Source organism: Micromonospora sp. NPDC049559 (assembly GCF_040676675.1).
In the GTDB taxonomy this organism is placed as follows: domain Bacteria; phylum Actinomycetota; class Actinomycetes; order Mycobacteriales; family Micromonosporaceae; genus JBFAPK01.
The window spans coordinates 46,565-64,214 of record NZ_JBFAPK010000033.1; the positions used below are offsets into that span (position 1 = coordinate 46,565).

A 17,650-nucleotide genomic window follows, 5' to 3' on the forward strand; every position below is an offset into this window, starting at 1 on the left:
TGATCTTGGTCGATTGATCTCTCGACCGACGCCGCTGCGAATGCCCGCGCGACGGGCGCAGATGCGGCGGTGGCCGCCGGATCGCGGGGGATCCGGCGGCCACCGATGGTGCGATGTAGATCGATGGATCAGGTGCTGGTCAGATTCCGCCGACCCGGCTGTCGCAGGGGGAGACGGGATCGAGGGTCAGGTCGAGGGTCGACACGAAGCCGGCCTCGATCTGTTGGTTCGTCACCTCGGGGATCCAGCCGTCCTTGGCGACGATGACCTGGTACTTGCCCTTCGGCAGCCAGTAGGCGTACTTGCCCTGGCCGTCGGCGGTGAGGGTGTAGCCGGCCTTGGTGCCGAGGTTGAGCCGGATGGTGGCCTTGACCGGTACGCGGGTGCCGTCGCAGGTCTGGCCGGTGACGGTGCCCTGGACCTTGCCCCAGGTCTCCGGCGGCGAGACGTTCATCGTCACGCCAACCGCCGGCACCTGGTACGGGGTGTCCGACCGCAGCGCCAACTGCGAGCGGTACGTCCCCGGCTGGTCGATCCCGGCCTCGGCGGTGGCGGTCAGGGTGACCGTCACCTTCTGCGACGCGCCCGGCGCCAGCGTGAAGCTGACCGGCGTCGTGCCGAGCCACGCCGCGTCGCCGCCGCCCTCGCAGTCGCCGAGGTCGCCGAGCTTCTCGGACTCCTTGCCCGCCACGAACGGCGCGGGCGCCCCGCCGACCTTGTACGCGCCGCAGGCGAGCGCGCCCCGGTACACCGGGAAGCCGACGTTCGGCAGGTCCTTCCAGGCACCCGCCGCCGGGTCGTAGGCCACCGTCCGGTTGGTCAGACCCGACGAGTTGTTCGCCACACCACCGGCGAGCACCAGCAGGCCGCCGGCCGCGGCGCTCTGCGCGCCCCACATGTCCAGCGGGGCGTCCGGCAGCGCGGTCCACTGGTCCGCCGCCGGGTCGTAGGAGTAGGCGTTCTTGAAGGTCGCCGACCCCGAGGTGCCACCGGCGCAGTAGACGCCGGTGCCGATGCCGCCGCAGGCCATCCAGCCCACCGACTTCGGGTACTTGGCGGCGGTGCTGAAGCTGCCCGACGCCGGGTCGAAGACGACCACCCCGTCCGTCGTCGCGCAGGTGCCGTTGGTGCAGCCGCCGACCAGGTAGACCTTGCCGTCGACCACGGCCGTGCCCACGGCCGAGGCCGGTGCCGGGTTGGTGGCGCCGAGCGTGCTCCACGAGCCGCTCGCCGGGTCGAAGACGTCGACCTCGGCGACCGGGGTGCCGTCGGTGGCCCAGCCGTCGAGCAGGTAGACCTTGCCGTCGACCGCCACGGCGGAGCCCTTCGCCCGGACCCGGGGCAGGTCGGGCAGCGCGCTCCAGGAGTTGGCCTCCGGGTCGTAGACCCAGGCCTTGCGCTCGGTGCCGGTGTTGGTGCCGCCACCGAAGGAGTAGACCTTGCCGTCGAGGATCGCGGCGGCGTTGTCGAAGACCGCCGACGGCATGTCGGCGATCCGGGTCCAGGCGCTGTCGGCCATCGGGCCGGCCGAGGCCGGCGCGGCGGAGTACCGCACCCCGGTCATGGCCGGGCTGAGGCCCTTGAGCTGCCGCTCCACCAGCGGCGCGCCCGGCTTCGAGAGCAGGTCGAACTTGCCGGACCGCTCCAGCAGGTCGACCTTGGCCGGTGCGCTACCGGTGTTCTTGACGGTCACCGTCGTGCTGCGGGTGCTGCCGTACGGCTGATGCGACTCGATGGTGGCCGGACCGATGGTGAGCCGGCCCGCCTTGAGCGCGAAGTCCGCCTTCTTGACGGCGTTCGGGGCCACCGTGACGTCCTTCGCCAGCGCCTGGTACGGCGACTTCGTCGCGTTGAGCGAGTGCGCGCCGGTCAGGCTGGAGAAGAACCAGTAGAACCCGTCGCCGATGTTCGGGTCGTCCGGCGTGGCCGCCGAGACGCCCTTGTCCTGCGGCTGGTCCACGCTGGTCACCGTCACCCCGTTGAGGGCCTCGCCGGTGTTCTTGTCGGTGGTGAAGCCGGTGACCAGGCCACCCGCGAGCGGGGTGCAGACCCGGTTGATCACCTGTACGTTGTCGACCTCCCAGAACCAGGCGAAGCTGCCGTTATACCGGAAGCGCAGCAGGACGTTCGCCTTGCCGGCGACCGGGGTCAGCGGCACCTCCTCGACGCGCGGGCCGCGCCGGGAGTTGTTCTGGTGCCAGACGTTGGTCCAGTTCGCGCCGCCGTCGGCGCTGACGTCGATGTCGGCGGTGTTGTCGCCGCCCACGGCCCAGAAGTCGCTGTTGAACTTCAGGTACGGCGCGGTGATCCCGGAGAGGTCCATCGCCGGCGCCACCAGGTCGCTGTCCTGCGTCTTGCCGTTGCCGAAGTGGTCGCTGTCGATGATGGCGAAGCCACCGCTGCCGCCGGTCAGGTTGCCCCGCTCGCCCTCGTCGGTGAAGGTCCAGCCGCCACCGTCGGTGCGGTTCGCCACCGACCAGCCGGCCGGCGCCGAGGTGCCGTCGAAGCTCTGGCCCAGCACCGGCTCGCCCAGGGTGGCGGAGTAGCCGGCGACCGTGCAGGCCGCGTCGACCGGGACGGTGAGGTTCGCCGTCTTCGTGCCCGTACCGAGGTCCAGCGTGGTCTGCACCGGCTGGTAGCCCGGGTAGCGGGCGGTGGTGGTCAGCCGGTAGCTGGTGTTGCCCGGCACCGTGAAGCTGTACTTGCCGGTGGTCGGGTCGGTGAAGACCGGGCCGCCGGGCCGGCCGGCGATCTCGATCGACGCGTACAGCGGCCAGCCGTGCCCCGAGCCGTCGGTGACCTTGCCGGTGACCGTCACCGGCGGGGTCTCGACCAGCGCGAAGTCCTTCGTGACCGCGCCGCCCTCGGGAACGGTCAGGGTGACCGCCTGGTCGGCGTAGCCGTACGCGCTGGCGGTGACGGTCTGCTCGCCGGCCGAGAGCGTCAGCGAGTAGTGGCCGTCGGTGCCGGTGGTGGCGCTGCGCGCCCCGGCGGTGATGGTGGCACCGGCCAGCACGGCGCCGGTGGCGCTGTTGGTGACCGTGCCCGTGGCCTGGCCGACCGGTCCGCGCGGTGCGCCCGTGACGGCCCGGTACGCGTTGAGCCGGCCCTCGCCGAAGATGTTGTTGTTGTCGACGGTGCCGCCGCAGTCGAGCGCGTCGACGTCGGTGGCGGTGTCGCCGAGCAGCGTCTCCGTGGTGGTGACGTCGCCGCGCAGGCTCGGCGCCGCCGACCAGACCAGCGCGACCGTGCCGGCGAGGTGCGGCGTGGCCATCGAGGTGCCGTCGTACTCGTCGTACGCGTTACCCGGCACGCTGGAGCGGACGCTCACGCCCGGGGCCGCGATGTTCGGCTTGGTCCGGCCGTCGACCGTGGGCCCCTTGTTCGAGAAGTCGGCGATGTTGTTGTTGACGTCGTACGCGCCCACGGCGTACGACGGCACGTTGTCGCCGGGGGAACTGGCCGAGCCGCAGGGGGCCCCGCCGAGGGTGTTGCCGGAGGCGAACGCCGGGAAGATGCCGGCCGCGCGCCAGGCGCTCACCGTCTGCTCGTACCAGGTGTCGCCGCGACCGCCGCCCCAGGAGTTGTTCACGATGTCGGGGCGCAGGTCGGGCCGGGGGTTCTGGCCGTTGAGGTCGGTCGGGGCGAGCACCCACTGGCCGGAGGCGAGCAGGGAACTCTCGGAGCAGTTGCTGCTCTCGCAACCCTTCGCCGCGATCCACTTGGCGCCGGGCGCCACGCCGATCTGGTTGCCCGCGCCGTCGTCGCCGACCATGGTGCCCATGGTGTGGGTGCCGTGGCCGGCGTTGTCGCAGGGTGCCGCGCTGCCGCAGACGCCGGCCGGGTCGAACCAGTTGTAGTTGTGGTCGAAGCTGCCGTTGCCCAGGTTGCCGCGGTACTTGCCCACCACGGCGGGGTGGTCGTACTGGACCCCGGTGTCGATGTTGGCGACGACGATGCCCTCGCCGCGGTCGCCGTACTCGGACCAGACCCGGGGGGCCTCGATGTTGGTCAGGCCCCACTCGACGCCGTTCGGGGCGGCCTGCACCGTGGTCCTGCTCGGCGTCGGGGTGATCAGCGGGTAGACCTTCACCGGCTCGATCCGGGCCACCTCGGGGCGGGCGGCGATCGCGTCGACGAGGGCCTTGTCGCCCTTGACCTGGAGCGCGTTGGCGATCCAGTACGAGGTGTAGTCGACCTTCTTGGCGTCCAGGTCGGCCCGGAGCCCGGCCTGGCTGCGCTCGGCGGTACCGGTCAGCTGCCGGTGCACCTCGGCGGCCTTCGCGTCGGCGTCGCGCAGCTTCGCGGCGCCGTCGAACTTGGCCCGGTCCTTGAGGAACACCATGAAGCTGGTGCTGCCCTTGCCGCTCAGGTCCTTGAGGACCTGGCTGTCCACGGTGGCGCTGGCCGACGGCGCGGCCACGGCGATGCCCGGCAGGGCCGTCGCGCCGAGAACCGCGGCCGCCAGGACGGCGACCGGCGGCCCGAATCTGGAGCGTCTCCCGCTCCAGCGGGCTAGTCGTACGGACACTCTTCCTCCCCACTCTCCCGGCGACCCCGGTTCGGGGTCACCGATCTCGGCGGCGCCGGTACGTCCGGTGCCGCCGGCCGTTCCCGGAGGCGGGATCGAAGGGGGTCCTTCGGGAACGACTTCGATCATGGTGAGTTGATCACTGTTGCTGATCAAGGCACTCTCGCGGGCAGCATTCGGGCAGTTACCGGGCGGAATGAGGTCAGCCGTCCGGCCGGTCGCCGCCTGACCGGAAGTGGTGACCGGCGCGCCGAGGGTGGCCGTTAGCCGCCAGTTCGGACGAGCGCCACCCGACTACCGGATGACGCATCCCCAGCTGATCGGCGGGTACATTCCGCACCGTCGCGATTGCGCACCCGGCGCTACCGGCCGGTAGCGCGGGATCGCTGCCCGAATCCCGTTACGGAGTGCTCGCGCCGCCCGCGCCGGCCGGCCGCCCCGATTCCCGGCCCTGAGCACCGGAAACGCTCCCAGCGCCGGCCCGGACGGCGGTCCACAGTCGACTCGCATCATGAACAATGTGTGTTGTCGAGCAGTTTTCAGCCAGAAATCGGGCTGAATTCCGTCAGTTCTCCGGCGCCGCCCGACTGTTGACTATGTCGATCAAAGGGCGTTGGCTGATGCCAGCCGAACTGCGGGGAGGAGTGCAGTGATCGATGGCGTTTCCCTCGTGTTCTGTGTCACCGCCGACGTCGCGGTCCGGGAACGGGTGATCCGGCGGCTGGACGGCTTCGGCACCGTGGTGATCTGCGCCGACCTGACCGAGCTGCGGGCGATGCTCGCCCAGCCGGTGACCGCCGAGCCGGCCCCACTGCCGGCGCCGGTCCGGGTCAACCTCGGCGACCTCGCGATCGACCCCGTCGACCACGTCGTCACCTGGCGCGGCGAGCCGCTGGCGCTGACCCGGCTGGAGCGGGAACTGCTGGCCCGGCTGGCCACGCCGCCGGCCGGGGTCTGGACGTACGAGCGGCTCTTCGGATCGGTCTGGGGCGGCGCGTACCTCGGTGACACGTCGATCCTGCACTCGGCCGTGAAGCGGCTGCGCCGCAAGCTGCGCGCGGTCGAGGGCGGCCCGCGGGTGCACACGGTGCGCGGCGTCGGCTACCGGCTCGCCCTCGCCTGATCCCCGCCCCCGCGACGGGCGGGTGCCGCACGCGACGGGCAGGGGTATTACGCGACGGGCGAAGTGTCCTACGCGACGGGTGGGATGACGATCTCGATCAGGTGCGGGCCGGGCTCGCTGACCGCCCGGCCGAACTGCTCGGCGAACTCCTCGGCGGTGCCGGCCCGGCTGCCCGGTACGCCGAAGGCCTGGGCGAGCCCGACGAAGTCGATGTCGGGACCGGAGAGATCGAGCAGCGGATTGGTGTGCGGGTCCGACGGCCCCGGACCGAGGTGGTGCCACTCGTCCCGGAGGATCGCGTAGGAGTGGTTGTTGAGGATGACGTTGGTGATGTCCAGGCCCTCGCGGGCCTGGGTCCACAACGCCGAGATGGTGTAGATCGCGCAACCCTCGGCCTCCAGGGCGATCACCGGCCGGTCCGGCGCGGCGACGGCGGCCCCGATGGCGAGCGGCATCCCCTCGCCCATCGCGCCGCCGCACATCGCCAGGACGTCGTGGCGGGGTGCGCCGGCGGTCACGGCCGGCAGCGCGATGCCGGAGCTGATGGTCTCCTCCACGACGATCGCGTTCTCCGGCAGGAGGGCACCGACCACCGCCGGCCACGTGGCGACGGTGAGCGGGCCGGTCGGCATCGCGGGACGGCCCGGCCCGACCCGCTCGGGCGCCTGGCCCGGGGCGAGCAGGTCGGCGAGCGCGGTCAGCGCGCCCACGGCGTCCTGGCCGACCTCGGCGAGGACGTGCGTCTGCGCCTCGGCCGGTACCAGGCAGCTCGGCTGGTCGGGATAGGCGAAGAAGGCCACCGGCACCGGGGTGCCGGCCACGACCACGTGCCGGACCCCGTCGAGCTGCCGCAGGACCTGGTCGGGATAGTTGCTGAGCCGCGGGAACGAGGGCAGGCCGGCGCCGTGCTCCAGCCGGCTGGAGTAGGTCTCCAGGAAGACCCGGGCACCGGTGCCGGCCGCGATCCGGCTCGCCGCGAGCAGCCCCTCGGCCCGGCCCGCCGGACCGCCGATGACCAGCGCCGCCTCCTCCCCGCCGCGCAGCGCCCCGGCGATCCGCTCGACCACGGCCGGGTTGACCGCCGGCACGGGCCGGACCGGCACGCTCGGCCCGGACCGGGCGCCGTCGGCGGAGGCCCCGTCGGACCAGGAGACGTCCGCCGGCATGATCAGCGTGGCGATCTGGCCGGGCGGCTCCAGCGCCTCGGCGAGCGCCGACATCGCGTCCGAGCCGACCCCGGCGACGTTCTCGGGCCGCCGGACCGGGCCCCGTAGCGAGCGGGCCACCGTCTCGATGTCGGACTCCAGCGGCGGGTCGTACGGCTTGTGGTAGCTCGGGTGGTCGCCGACGATGTTCACGATCGGCGAGTTGGCGCGGCGCGCGTTGTGCAGGTTCGACAGGCCGTGCCCGAGCCCCGGCCCGAGGTGCAGCAGCGTCGCCGCGGGCTTGCCGGCGATCCGGGCGTAACCGTCCGCGGCGCCGGTGACCACACCCTCGAACAACCCGAGTACGGCGCGCAGCCGCGGCACGGCGTCCAGCGCGCCGACCAGGTGCAGTTCGGTGGTGCCCGGGTTGGTGAAGCAGACCTCGACGCCCGCGTCGGCGAGCGTACGCAACAGGGATTCCGCTCCGTTCATGACGGCCACCACCCTCCGCGCCCGCGCTCCCGGCGCAGCGGAAGACTCGTACGAGCAGCCTATTGGCGTACGACCGGATTTGCTCCAGAACCTCCGCGATTACCCCTCCGGGGGCGATCATGGAGTCGTGGCGGGGACGAAAGCCGCGTTGATGGATCAACCGTCCGCCACAAGTCCATGATCGACGGCGGCGGGGCGACGCTGGGGCGGGGGAGGGGCAGGGGCGGGACGGCGCGTGCCACGATGGGCCGCGTGAGTACCGACGCGCCGGCGTACCCGCGCCCGACCGGGGAGCCCGACCCATCGCCCGCCCGGTCCCGGCAGCGCTGGTTGATCGTCGCCGTCGCCGGCTGGGCGGTGCTGCTGCTGGTGCTCGCGTACGTCTCGCTGCGGCACGACGCGCCGACCGTACGGGAACAGCGCGACCTCGCCGAGGCGGCCCCGGTGGTGGACCGGGCCGTCGGGGCGCTCGCCGCCGCGGCGGCGGCCGATCCGGACGTCGTCGTCGAGCTGCGGCCCCCGCGCCTGGCGCGGGACTGTCGGGTCACCCCGGTACGGGCGGGCGCGACCCTGGAGCGGGACGTGGTGGTGCGGGCCGCCGGGGCGGACGCCGACGCGCTGCTGCGGCGGATCGCCGAGCGGCTCCCGGCCGACTACCGGGCCGGTACCCGCGGGGCGGGGGAGCAGACCCGGCTGCGCGCCGACGCGGGCGAGTTCGTCGGCGTCGAGGGGCGTTTCACCGCACCGGGCACCGCCACCCTGAGCGTCGACACCGGCTGCCGCCCCGAGGGTCCCCCGCAGGCGCGGGTCGTCGGACCGGCCGGGACCTACGACGTCGAGCGGACGGCCGGCCGGGTCCTCGGTGCGCTGGGCGGTACCGCCGGGGCGTCCCCGGAGCGGATCACGGCGCCCTGTCCGGGCGGCGGTACGGCGTACACGGCGCGGTTGGCCGGCAGCGCCCCGGCGCCCGGGTCGCTCGCCGGGGCGCTGCGTCCGCTCGCCGGCCCGGACGCCGTCGTGGTCACCGACGAGCCCGACCGGTACGCCTACCGGTCCGGGCCGCTCAGCGTGCTCGCCGAGGCCGGCGGCGGCGAGATCCGGGTGGCCGCCACCACCGCCTGCGGCTGACCAATCCGCCGCGACGTCCACGGGTGACGGGTCCACGGGCGACGCCCGCTGCCGACCGGTCCACGAGCGAGCGTGCCGCCCACTCCAGGAGCGGGGGACGGCCACCCGCGCTCGCGCCCCACGGGCGCGGGTGGCCGTCGCATGGGTGCCGGCCCGGGCTCACGGCATCGGGTGCAGGCCCTCGTGCCGGACGGTCCAGCTGCCGTCGGCCGGGAAGCCCGGCGCGCCGCGCGTGCCGCTGCCGCCGCGCGTGCCGGTGTCGCCCGATGGTCCGCTGCCGCCCGGCGATCCGGGCGCGCCGGCCGGGCCGGAGTCGGCGCCCGCGACCATCAGCGCGGTCGCCGCGAGCAGCCCGCCGTTGCCGGGCAGGTAGATCGGCAGGTTGGCGGTCTGCCGGTTGTGCCCGTTGCGCAGGTGGATGTTCTTCGGGGTGTCGAGGAGCAGCAGGTCGAGGGCGAGTTCCGGCTCGCCCAGCCGGGTGGCGGTCATCGCCATCGCGGGATAGTCCCAGCCCCAGGTGCTCTCCCAGTTCCACTCGGCCAGCACCCGCCGCAGGGTCGCCCGCATGATCTCCGGGTCGACGAGGCCGGTCGGCGGTACGACCCCCAGGGCGTAGAGCATCGAGGGATGGTCCTCGGGCACCGTGTACGGCGGCGTGTCGATCGCGGTGTAGACCCCGTCCCGGACGTGCGGCCGGACCAGGTTCTCCGCGACCGCCGCCCAGAGCGGTTCCGGGGCGAGCCCGAGCAGTTCCCGCCAGCGCTGCGCCACGCCGAGCGCCCAGGCCCAGTACGCCAGCTCGAACGTCGGGTTCGTCAGCGTGGCCCGCTGCCCGGCGTACGACTCCTGGGCCGGCACCAGCGGCGGACCGAGCTGGTAGCCCCGGTCGGTCCGTACCGCGAAGTCGGCCATGAACGTGGCGGACTGGAGCACCACGTCGGCGTACCGCTCCAGGACGTCGGCGGCGCCGGTCGCGCGGCGGACCAGCTCGGCCAGGAAGATCGGGTGCGGCTGCTGCCAGATCAGGAAGGTGCCGATCGTGCTCGGGCTCTCCCGGCCGTCCGGGCCGACCTGCTTGGGCCAGCGCGCGCCCTCGTACCCCTGCTCGCGGGCGGTCTCGCGGGCCCGGGGCAGGATCGAGGCGTACCAGCCGAGGCTCCGCTCCAGCAGGGCCGGCCGGCCCCAGAGCGGGAAGTGCGCACCGTGCCACCAGGACATCTCCAGGTGGAAACGGCCGCGCCAGCTGTTGACCATCAGACCGGTCTCCTGCGGCGGCAGCGAGCCCGCGCAGTGGATGGCGGTCAGGAACTGCGAGAGCACGATGCGCCGCTCCAGCTCGGGTGCGCGCGGGTCGTGGCTGTCGGCCAGCTCGACGGCGCCGCCGCCGGTCCAGAACTCGGCCCAGTGCCGCTCCGACGCCGCCCGCGTCGCCGGGTAGCTCGGCGGGCCGAGGACGGCCGGCGCGCCGGCGCGGACCGGGCCGGGGGCGAACCCGACCACCAGTTCGAGCAGCGGCCCGCCGGAGGTGACGACGAACTCGTGCGGTCCGGTCCGGGTCACCTCGGCGTCGGGGGTGGCGCGCAGCCCGACCCCGTACGTCGTGTCGTCGAGCACCCGCTCGACCGTGTACCCCGGCCCGGCGGGCGCCAGCACCGACGAGTGCGCCCCGGGGCGGGACCAGTCCGCCGGGTTGCTCCACCCCTCCGACCCGTACGGAAAGGCGATCCGTACCGCGAGCCCGGCCGAGGTGAGCAGCGCGGACTCGATCCGTACCGCCACGGCGTCCCGCTCGGGGTGGCAGACGGTGGTCACCCGGACCGGCTCGCCGCGCAGCCGGAACCGGCTCTCGATCACGCCGGTCCAGAGGTCCAGCCGCTGGTGCGGCTCGCCGATCTCGTCCGGGGCCGGCGGGCGCGGCGCCGTGCCGGCGTCGAGCACCAGGCCGATCCGGCCGAGGTCGAGCCGGTGCGGGTTGTTGCGCAGCCAGGACTCGGCCCCGGAGCCCGGCGCCTCGGAGGTCGCCGACAGCTCACCGAGCATGTCCACGTACGGGACCGGGCCGCGGGGGGTGTCGTAGTCCCGGCGGGTCTGCGCCAGGTCGTACCGCTCGCCGCCGGGCGTGCTGTGCCAACCCCACTGCGACTGGGTGCCGAGCAGCGTGCCGGCGCCGGCCCCGGTGTGGTCGGCGACCGGGTAGCGCTCCGGGAAGGTCTGCAGGCCGGTCAGGTCGACCGTGTAGCAGAACTCTCCGTTGCCCACGGAGAGCGGGGACGCGGGCTCGACCCCGGTCACCTCGACCGCGTGCCGCGCGACGAGTGCCCTCCGGTCGAGCCCGCGCCCGGGTACCGCTCCGATCACTTCTTGATCGCAGCCTGGAGCTGGTCGATGAAGTCCTCGGCGCCCTTGGCCGGCGATTCCCGGTTGAACAGGACCTCGGCGTTGACGCGCTGGAGGATCTTCACGCTGTCGGTGGAGCCGGCCGGGCCGATCACCAGCGGCGGCCCCGCCTTCTCGGTGACCTTGGCGATGAACTGCACCTGTTCGGTCTGGTCCGGCGTCAGGGTGGGCTCGATGGCGGTACGCACCTGGGCGTTCGCCGGGATGCCGCGGTCGGTGAGGATGATTTTGCCGGCCTCGGGGCTGTTGACCAGGAAGTCGACCAGCTTGGCCGCCTCCTTCGGGTGCTTGCTCCGCGAGCTGATGGTGTAGAGTTGCGAGGCTTGGAGCCACATGCCGGGCTGCTTGCCGGCGTTCTCGCCGGGGGCCCGCAGCAGCTTGAGCGGGTGCCCGGACGCCTTGCGCAGCGCGCTGAGCTGGTTGCTCCAGTCGATCTGCATTCCGGCCAGGCCGCGTCCGACCAGCGTCTGCTCCGGCGCCGGCTGGCCGGCCAGCTCGGAGGTGAGTGAGGCCGGCGGGGCGGCACCCGAGTCGCGCAGCGCGGTGGTCATGGTGAACCAGTCGGTGAGGGTCTGCTTGCTGATGCCGACCTTGCCGTCCGGGGTGTAGAGGCCCTCGCTGCGCTGGCGGGAGTAGAGGTCCAGCGCGTCGGGCCGGCTCGGGTCGGCGACGCCGTACGTGCCCTTGGGGGAGCCGGCGGCGACCTTCTTCGCGATCTCGACGAAGTCGGCCCAGGTCCAGGCGTTGTCGTCGGGGAGCGGGACGTTCGCCTTCTCGAAGACCACCGGGTCGACCACGACGCCGAACGTGTTGACGCCGGTCGGCACGCCGTACTGCTTGCCGCCGAACTTCCCGTTGCCCAGGGCCGCGCCGTCGATCTGGTCGGTCCTCAGCTCGCCGCTGACGCGGGAGAGGTCCAGCAGCGCGCCCCGGGCGCCGTACTCCTGCGGGTAGGCCCCGCCGAGGGTGATGACGTCCGGCGCGTCGTTCGCCGCGGTCTGGGTGGCGAGCTTGTCGAAGTACGCGTTGAAGTCGGCCGTCTCGCCGGCGACCTTGATGCCGGGGTTCTGCGCCTGGAACGCCTCGATCACCTTCTGGGTGGCGGCGGCCCGGTCGTTGTTGCCCCACCAGGAGAAGCGCAGTTGGACCGTACCGTCCTTGCCGCCGGAGTCGCCGCCGCAGCCGGCGGCGGCGGCGAGCAGGGTGACGGCGGCGAGGCAGATGGCGGCCGCGCGGCCCGGTCTGAGATATCTGGGGGTCACGGGGGTGTCCTTCCGTGGGGGTGGGTGGGGGTGAAACGATTCATTTGAGGCCCGTCGTTGCCAGCCCCTGCGTGAGGTAGCGCTGGCCCGCGAGGAAGAACCCGAAGATCGGGGCCAGACCGACGATGGACATGGCGAAGAGCTGTCCCCAGGCGCTCTGTCCCTGACCGTCGATGAAGGACCGCAGGGCCACCGGCACGGTGTAGAGCTCCGGGTTGGTGAGGAAGATCAGCTGGCTGAAGAAGTCGTTCCAGGTCCAGATGAAGGTGAAGAGCGCCGACGTGGCCAGGGCCGGTACCGAGAGCGGCATGATGATCCGCCAGTAGATCCGGAAGTGCCCGCAGCCGTCCATCCGGGCCGCCTCGTCCAGTTCCCGGGGCAGTGATCGGATGAACTGCACCATCAGGAAGATGAAGAACGCGTCGTGCGCGAGGAACTTCGGTACGACCAGCGGCAGGTACGTGTTGATCCAGCCGAGCTGCGAGAAGAGCACGTACTGCGGGACGATCAGTACGTGGATCGGCAGCATCATGGTCCCCAGCATGGCCGCGAAGAAGATCTTCCGGCCGCGGAATTCGAGCCGGGCGAAGGCGTACGCCGCCAGCGAGCAGGAGAGCAGGTTGCCGACGATGGCGAGTACCGCGATCACCGCCGAGTTCCACAGGTACCGCTCGAACGGGTACCGCAGCGCGGTCCAGCCGCCGGCGTAGTTGCCCAGGTCGAACCGGTTCGGCCAGATCGACGGGTCCCGGAAGATCTCGTCGCTCGGCTTGAACGAGCTGGAGACCATCCAGAGCAGCGGGTAGAGCATCACCACGCCGAAGGCGATCAGCAGCACGTGCTTCGACACCCGCCAGGGCAGCCGGCCGGCGCGACCGGCGACCTCCGGGGCCGTGGTCGGGCTCGTCGTCAGGTCAGTCACCGTAGAACACCCACTTCCTGGCGAAGAGGAAGTTGATCCCGGTGAAGACGGCGATGATGAGCAGCAGCGTCCAGGCCATGGCGGACGCGTAGCCCATGTCGAACGAGCCGAAACCGCGATCGTAGAGGTACAGCGTGTAGAGCAGGGTCGAGTCGGCCGGCCCACCGGTGCCGCCGCTGACCACGAAGGCCTGCGTGAAGCTCTGGAACGCGCCGATCATCTGGAGGATCAGGTTGAAGAAGATGATCGGTGAGAGGAGCGGCAGGGTGATCCGGAAGAACTGCGAGACCGGTCCGGCGCCGTCGACCGAGGCGGCCTCGTAGTACGAGGTCGGTATCTGCCGCAGCCCGGCCAGGAAGATCACCATCGGTGCGCCGAACGTCCAGGCGTTGAGCAGGACGAGCGTGCCCAGGGCGAAGTCCGGATGGGCGACCCAGCTGACCCCGTGGATCCCGACGAGGCCGAGCAGCTGGTTGATCAGACCGTCGCTGCCGAAGATCTGTCGCCACAGGATCGCGATCGAGACGCTGCCCGCCAGCAGCGACGGTAGGTAGTAGACGGAGCGGTAGATGCTCAGTCCGCGTACGCCCCGGTTGAGCAGCATGGCCAGCGCCAGGGCGAGGACCAGTTGCAGCGGTACCGAGACGAAGACGTACTCGAAGGTGACGATCAGCGACTTGTGCAGCCGGGGATCGTCCAGCATGCGGGTGTAGTTCTCCAGCCCCAGCCAGCGCGGCGGGGTGATCATCGTGTAGTCGGTGAAGGAGAGGTAGAGGGAGGCGAGGATCGGTCCGATGGTGAACAGGACCATCCCGATGAACCACGGGGTCAGGAAGGCGTAGGCCGCCCGGTCCCGCCGCACCGACGCCCGGGTCCGCGCGCGTGTGGCCGGTGCGGGTCCGGGCATGCCCGGCCCGGCGAGGGCCAGGGCCGTGCCGCCCGGCGGGACCGTGGCCGGCTCGGTCGCCGGCCGCGGGGGTGGTGTGGGTGAACGTGCGCCGCTGCGATTACTCATCCGGCACCCTTCGGAATCGCTCAGGAGTGGGGCCTCAACGTTTGCCCGTCGTGCCGCAGGGCCCTCACCCGGGGGCTGAGTAACCAGTTTCTAACAGAGGCGTCATGCCCTGTCAATGATCTCTATGAGCGCTGACCACCTGCGTAAACGCGGCACCGTCGGTCGCGGAAACAAGATCGAGAAACCGATTGCTGAGCCGTTCCGGTAACCGGTATCTTGATCCGGCGACGGTTGCCGCGTCGGCCCCCACCGGGGGTCAGGTCGACCCGGTCGGGAGCAGGATCCGCAGGTGGGAGCCGTTCGGTTCGGCCGCCGGCGGCCGGGCGGACCGGTCGGCGAGAACCGTCGCGGTCGATGCCGTACGGACGGCGTCCGCGGCGTGCATGGGAGAGTCGAGATGAGCGTGGGCGCTGACGGTCTTCGACGCGAGGAGGAGTCCGGGCCGGCGCACCTGAGACCGGCCCGCCGGGGTGGCCGGCGTCGGGACCGGGGCGGGGCCACCATCGGCCGGGTCGCGGACGCGGCCGGCGTCTCGCGCGCGACCGTCTCCCGGGTGATGAACGGCAGCCCCACCGTCGCCCCGGAGCTGGCCGCCCGGGTCCGGGCCGCCGCCGAGGCGCTGAACTACGAACCGAGCCTCGTCGCCCGCAGCCTCGCGCTGGGGCGTACCAGCACGGTCTCGCTGATCGTGCCGGACCTGTCCAATCCGATGTTCCAGGACGTGCTCAGGGGGCTGAGCCACGCCGCGGCGGCGCGCGGCTACCGGCTGCTGGTGGCCGAGTCCAACGAGAACGCCGGCGAGGAGTCGATCCTGGCGGTCGAGGCCCGCCGCCGCTCGGACGCGCTGGTCCTCGCGGCCCCGCGGCTGCCCGACGCGGAGCTGCGGGCGCTCGGCGAGCGGCTCGCCCCGCTCGTCCTGCTCAACCGGGAGATCCCCGGGGTGGCCCTGCCCTCGCTCTCCGTCGACTACGCGGCCGGCATCCGGGCGATCGTGACCCACCTGCGCGCGCTCGGACACCGGCACCTGGCCTACCTGGCCGGGCCCGAGGCGAGCACCTCCAACCGGGACCGCCTCGCGGCGCTGCACCTGGCCGCCGGGTCCGGCCCGCGCTTCGAGCTGACCGAGATGGCCTGCGGCGCCACCTTCGAGGACGGGCACGCCGTGGCCCGGGCGGTGGTCGCCACCGGCGCCAGCGCGGTCGTCGCCTACAACGACATGGTCGCCTTCGGCGTGCTGAGCGGCCTGCACGAACTCGGGATCGGCGTGCCGGACGAGATCTCCATCGCCGGCTTCGACGACATCCCGTTCGCCCGTTACACCACCCCGCCGTTGACCACGGCGTCGATTCCCCGCAACGAGCTGGGCCGGCAGGCCTGGGACCGGCTGTGGGCACTGATGAGCGGCGAGCCACCGGGGCACAACGTGCACTTCCAGCCGCGGCTCATCGTCCGGGACAGCACCGGTCCGGCCCCGACCGGGCGAGGCAAGGAGGCACGATGAACGGCCTGGACTGGCTCCGTACCGACGGCGACCGGCTGGTGGACGGCTCCGGCCGTACCGTCGTCCTCGCCGGCATCGGCCTGGGCGGCTGGATGAACATGGAGAACTTCATCACCGGCTACCCGGCCACCGAGTCGCTGCACCGCGCCCAGCTGCGCCGGGTGCTCGGCGACGAGGGCTATCACCGGTTCTTCGACCGGTTCCTGACAGACTTCTTCGACACCGCGGACGTCGAGTACCTCGCCTCGCTCGGCCTCAACTCGGTACGCGTCCCCTTCAACTACCGCCACTTCGAGGACGACGACCGGCCGTTCGAACTCAAGGAGGAGGGCTTCCGCCGGTTGGACCGGGTCGTCGAGATCTGCGCCCGGGCGGGGCTCTACACGATCCTCGACCTGCACGCGGTGCCGGGCGCCCAGAACCAGAACTGGCACAGCGACAACCCGACGCACTGGGCGATGTTCTGGCAGCACCGGCACTTCCAGGACCGGGTGGTGCACCTGTGGGAGGCGCTGGCGCAGCGGTACCGGGACAACCCGGCCGTCGCCGGCTACAACCCGGTCAACGAGCCGGGCGACCCGACCGGAGAGGTGATCGGCCCGTTCTACGACCGGCTGGAGGCGGCCATCCGGGCCGTCGACGACCGGCACATCCTCTTCCTCGACGGCAACCGCTACTCCACCGACTTCTCCGCCTTCACCGAGCCGTACCCGAACACCGTGTACACCGCCCACGACTACGCGTTGCCGGGGATCGCGGTCGGCAGCGAGTACCCCGGCGTCACCCGGGGCGAGTACTTCGACCGCGCGGTGGTCGAGCGAACCTTCCTGCGGCGTACCGAGTTCATGCGCCGCACCGGTACGCCGATCTGGATCGGCGAGTTCGGCCCGGTCTACACCGGCGAACCCGAGCGCGACCGGGCCCGGTACCGGCTGCTCCGCGACCAGCTCGACATCTACCGCGAGCACGGGGCGAGCTGGGCGCTGTGGACGTACAAGGACATCGGGCTCCAGGGGCTGGTGCACGCCGCCGCGGACAGCCCCTACCTGCGCCGGATCGCCCCGGCGCTGGAGAAGAAGATCCGGCTCGGCGCGGACTCGTGGGGCGGGACCGACACCCACGTACGCCACATCCTCGACCCCATCGACGAACTGTTCGACAAGGAGTTCCCGGGGTTCGACCCGTTCCCCTGGGGCCGTCGGGCCTGGATCAACCTGCTGGTCCGCAACATCCTGCTGGCCGAGCCGCTGGTCGAGGACTTCGGGCGCTGCTTCGCCGGGGTGACCCCGGCGGAGGCCGAGACGCTGGCCGGGTCCTTCGCCTTCGACCGGTGCGTGCGGCGGGAGGGGCTGGCCGACGCGCTGCGGGAACACCAGGCTCGAAGCAGCTGAGCGGGGAACGCCGCGCCGCGCCGCGAAACGCGCGCGCGGCACCCGGCGGTCCGGGCGCGCTCCAGCGCGGCGGGTGCGGTCCGCGGCGGTCCGGGCGCGGCCCGGCGGCGGGTCAGTAGACCAGCGCCTGGGCCCCCTCGGCCATCGCCTCCTCGACGAAGACCGCCGCGCCGGCGATCCGTACGCCCGGCAGCACGTCCGACTCGCCGATCTCCCGGCGCGCGGCGCACTGGGTGCAGACGGTGACCCGACCGCTGGTGAGGATGACGTGCAGCAGCTCCGCCAGCGGCGCCGAGTGCGGCAGCTCGAACTCCTGGGCCCGGCCCGGCAGCGCGAACCAGCTCGACTCGCCGGTGAGCCAGAGCGAGACGTCGACGCCGGAGGCGACCGCCGTCGCCGCCACCGTGAACGCCTGGGCGCAGCGCTCGGGAGCGTCCGCGCCCGCCGTGGCCTTGACGACCAGAGTGCGAGCCATACCGGTCAGCATAAGATCTCGTTGTCATGGTTACCGAGATTGGGTTCGTCAGCCTGCTGGTGGCGGGGTTCGGCGCGCTTGCCGGTGGCCTGGTCTACCTGGCCGTACGCATCGCGCGGGGACGCTGGTAGGAACACGCCGGATGCCGGTGCGGGCGCCGGGACCTGGTAGAACCGGTGGACGCGTCGCCGTGCCGAGCAGTCGGATCGCCGCCAACGGGAGCGCGCGGCGGGGCCGGCCACAGTCGCGAAACGAAAGGCAGTACACG

General features: G+C 72.4%; 12 protein-coding genes. 5 read left to right on the forward strand and 7 right to left on the reverse strand.

Annotated elements, in window-relative coordinates:
* Positions 1 to 139: 139 nt before the first annotated feature.
* Positions 140 to 4,468: a S8 family serine peptidase gene (locus tag AB0J86_RS28930; RefSeq protein WP_363860837.1), complete on the reverse strand. Its 4,329-nt coding sequence runs from the start codon at positions 4,466 to 4,468 to the stop codon at positions 140 to 142.
* 712 nt (positions 4,469 to 5,180) lie between these two features.
* On the opposite strand from AB0J86_RS28930, the gene AB0J86_RS28935 reads away from it, so the two are divergent.
* Entirely contained in the window at positions 5,181 to 5,654 is a 474-nt protein-coding gene (locus AB0J86_RS28935; protein WP_363860792.1) for a winged helix-turn-helix domain-containing protein, read from the forward strand.
* 68 nt (positions 5,655 to 5,722) lie between these two features.
* On the opposite strand, the gene AB0J86_RS28940 is transcribed toward AB0J86_RS28935, so the two are convergent.
* Positions 5,723 to 7,291, reverse strand: a complete 1,569-nt coding sequence (locus tag AB0J86_RS28940; protein WP_363860793.1) for an acetolactate synthase large subunit — start codon at positions 7,289 to 7,291, stop codon at positions 5,723 to 5,725.
* A 252-nt stretch (positions 7,292 to 7,543) separates the two neighbouring features.
* Here AB0J86_RS28940 and AB0J86_RS28945 point away from each other — a divergent pair, with 252 nt between their 5' ends.
* Positions 7,544 to 8,419 (forward strand): hypothetical protein, encoded by an 876-nt coding sequence (locus tag AB0J86_RS28945; protein WP_363860794.1) that lies wholly within the window; start codon positions 7,544 to 7,546, stop codon positions 8,417 to 8,419.
* A 159-nt stretch (positions 8,420 to 8,578) separates the two neighbouring features.
* Here AB0J86_RS28945 and AB0J86_RS28950 read toward each other — a convergent pair whose 3' ends face one another.
* The 4 genes from AB0J86_RS28950 to AB0J86_RS28965 are packed head-to-tail and all read right to left on the reverse strand — an operon-like array spanning position 8,579 to position 14,015.
* On the reverse strand, positions 8,579 to 10,777 hold the full coding sequence (locus AB0J86_RS28950) for a hypothetical protein (RefSeq protein ID WP_363860795.1): 2,199 nt from the start codon (positions 10,775 to 10,777) through the stop codon (positions 8,579 to 8,581).
* Positions 10,774 to 12,078 carry an extracellular solute-binding protein gene (locus AB0J86_RS28955; protein WP_363860796.1) on the reverse strand — a complete coding sequence of 435 codons (1,305 nt, stop codon included), beginning with the start codon at positions 12,076 to 12,078 and terminating at the stop codon, positions 10,774 to 10,776. Before AB0J86_RS28955 ends, AB0J86_RS28950 begins: the two co-directional genes overlap by 4 nt.
* A gap of 40 nt (positions 12,079 to 12,118) precedes the next feature.
* The gene (locus AB0J86_RS28960; RefSeq protein ID WP_363860797.1) at positions 12,119 to 13,000 is read right to left on the reverse strand and encodes a carbohydrate ABC transporter permease; all 882 of its coding nucleotides are present in this window, start codon (positions 12,998 to 13,000) and stop codon (positions 12,119 to 12,121) included.
* The gene (locus AB0J86_RS28965; protein ID WP_363860798.1) at positions 12,993 to 14,015 is read right to left on the reverse strand and encodes an ABC transporter permease subunit; all 1,023 of its coding nucleotides are present in this window, start codon (positions 14,013 to 14,015) and stop codon (positions 12,993 to 12,995) included. The genes AB0J86_RS28960 and AB0J86_RS28965 overlap by 8 nt, the downstream gene beginning before the upstream one ends.
* Positions 14,016 to 14,412: 397 nt before the next feature.
* Here AB0J86_RS28965 and AB0J86_RS28970 point away from each other — a divergent pair, with 397 nt between their 5' ends.
* Together AB0J86_RS28970 and AB0J86_RS28975 are read left to right on the forward strand one after the other, a co-directional pair.
* Complete coding sequence (locus tag AB0J86_RS28970) at positions 14,413 to 15,516, forward strand: LacI family DNA-binding transcriptional regulator (RefSeq protein WP_363860799.1); 1,104 nt, start codon at positions 14,413 to 14,415, stop codon at positions 15,514 to 15,516.
* Positions 15,513 to 16,907 carry a cellulase family glycosylhydrolase gene (locus AB0J86_RS28975; RefSeq protein ID WP_363860800.1) on the forward strand — a complete coding sequence of 465 codons (1,395 nt, stop codon included), beginning with the start codon at positions 15,513 to 15,515 and terminating at the stop codon, positions 16,905 to 16,907. The genes AB0J86_RS28970 and AB0J86_RS28975 overlap by 4 nt, the downstream gene beginning before the upstream one ends.
* 112 nt (positions 16,908 to 17,019) lie before the next feature.
* Here the strand turns inward: AB0J86_RS28975 and AB0J86_RS28980 are convergent, their stop codons facing one another.
* Complete coding sequence (locus tag AB0J86_RS28980; RefSeq protein WP_363860801.1) at positions 17,020 to 17,394, reverse strand: DsrE family protein; 375 nt, start codon at positions 17,392 to 17,394, stop codon at positions 17,020 to 17,022.
* Positions 17,395 to 17,408: 14 nt separating this feature from the next.
* On the opposite strand from AB0J86_RS28980, the gene mtfM reads away from it, so the two are divergent.
* On the forward strand, positions 17,409 to 17,513 hold the full coding sequence (gene mtfM / locus AB0J86_RS28985) for a small membrane protein MtfM (protein ID WP_363860803.1): 105 nt from the start codon (positions 17,409 to 17,411) through the stop codon (positions 17,511 to 17,513).
* The last annotated feature ends 137 nt before the right edge of the window (positions 17,514 to 17,650 follow it).

Coding starts and splice junctions, on each gene's coding strand:
- AB0J86_RS28940 (WP_363860793.1), bottom strand. CDS start 7,291: ATGAACGGAGCGGAATCCCTGTTGCGTACGCTCGCCGACGCGGGCGTC.
- AB0J86_RS28965 (WP_363860798.1), bottom strand. CDS start 14,015: ATGAGTAATCGCAGCGGCGCACGTTCACCCACACCACCCCCGCGGCCG.
- AB0J86_RS28970 (WP_363860799.1), top strand. CDS start 14,413: ATGAGCGTGGGCGCTGACGGTCTTCGACGCGAGGAGGAGTCCGGGCCG.
- AB0J86_RS28975 (WP_363860800.1), top strand. CDS start 15,513: ATGAACGGCCTGGACTGGCTCCGTACCGACGGCGACCGGCTGGTGGAC.
- AB0J86_RS28980 (WP_363860801.1), bottom strand. CDS start 17,394: ATGCTGACCGGTATGGCTCGCACTCTGGTCGTCAAGGCCACGGCGGGC.
- mtfM (WP_363860803.1), top strand. CDS start 17,409: ATGGTTACCGAGATTGGGTTCGTCAGCCTGCTGGTGGCGGGGTTCGGC.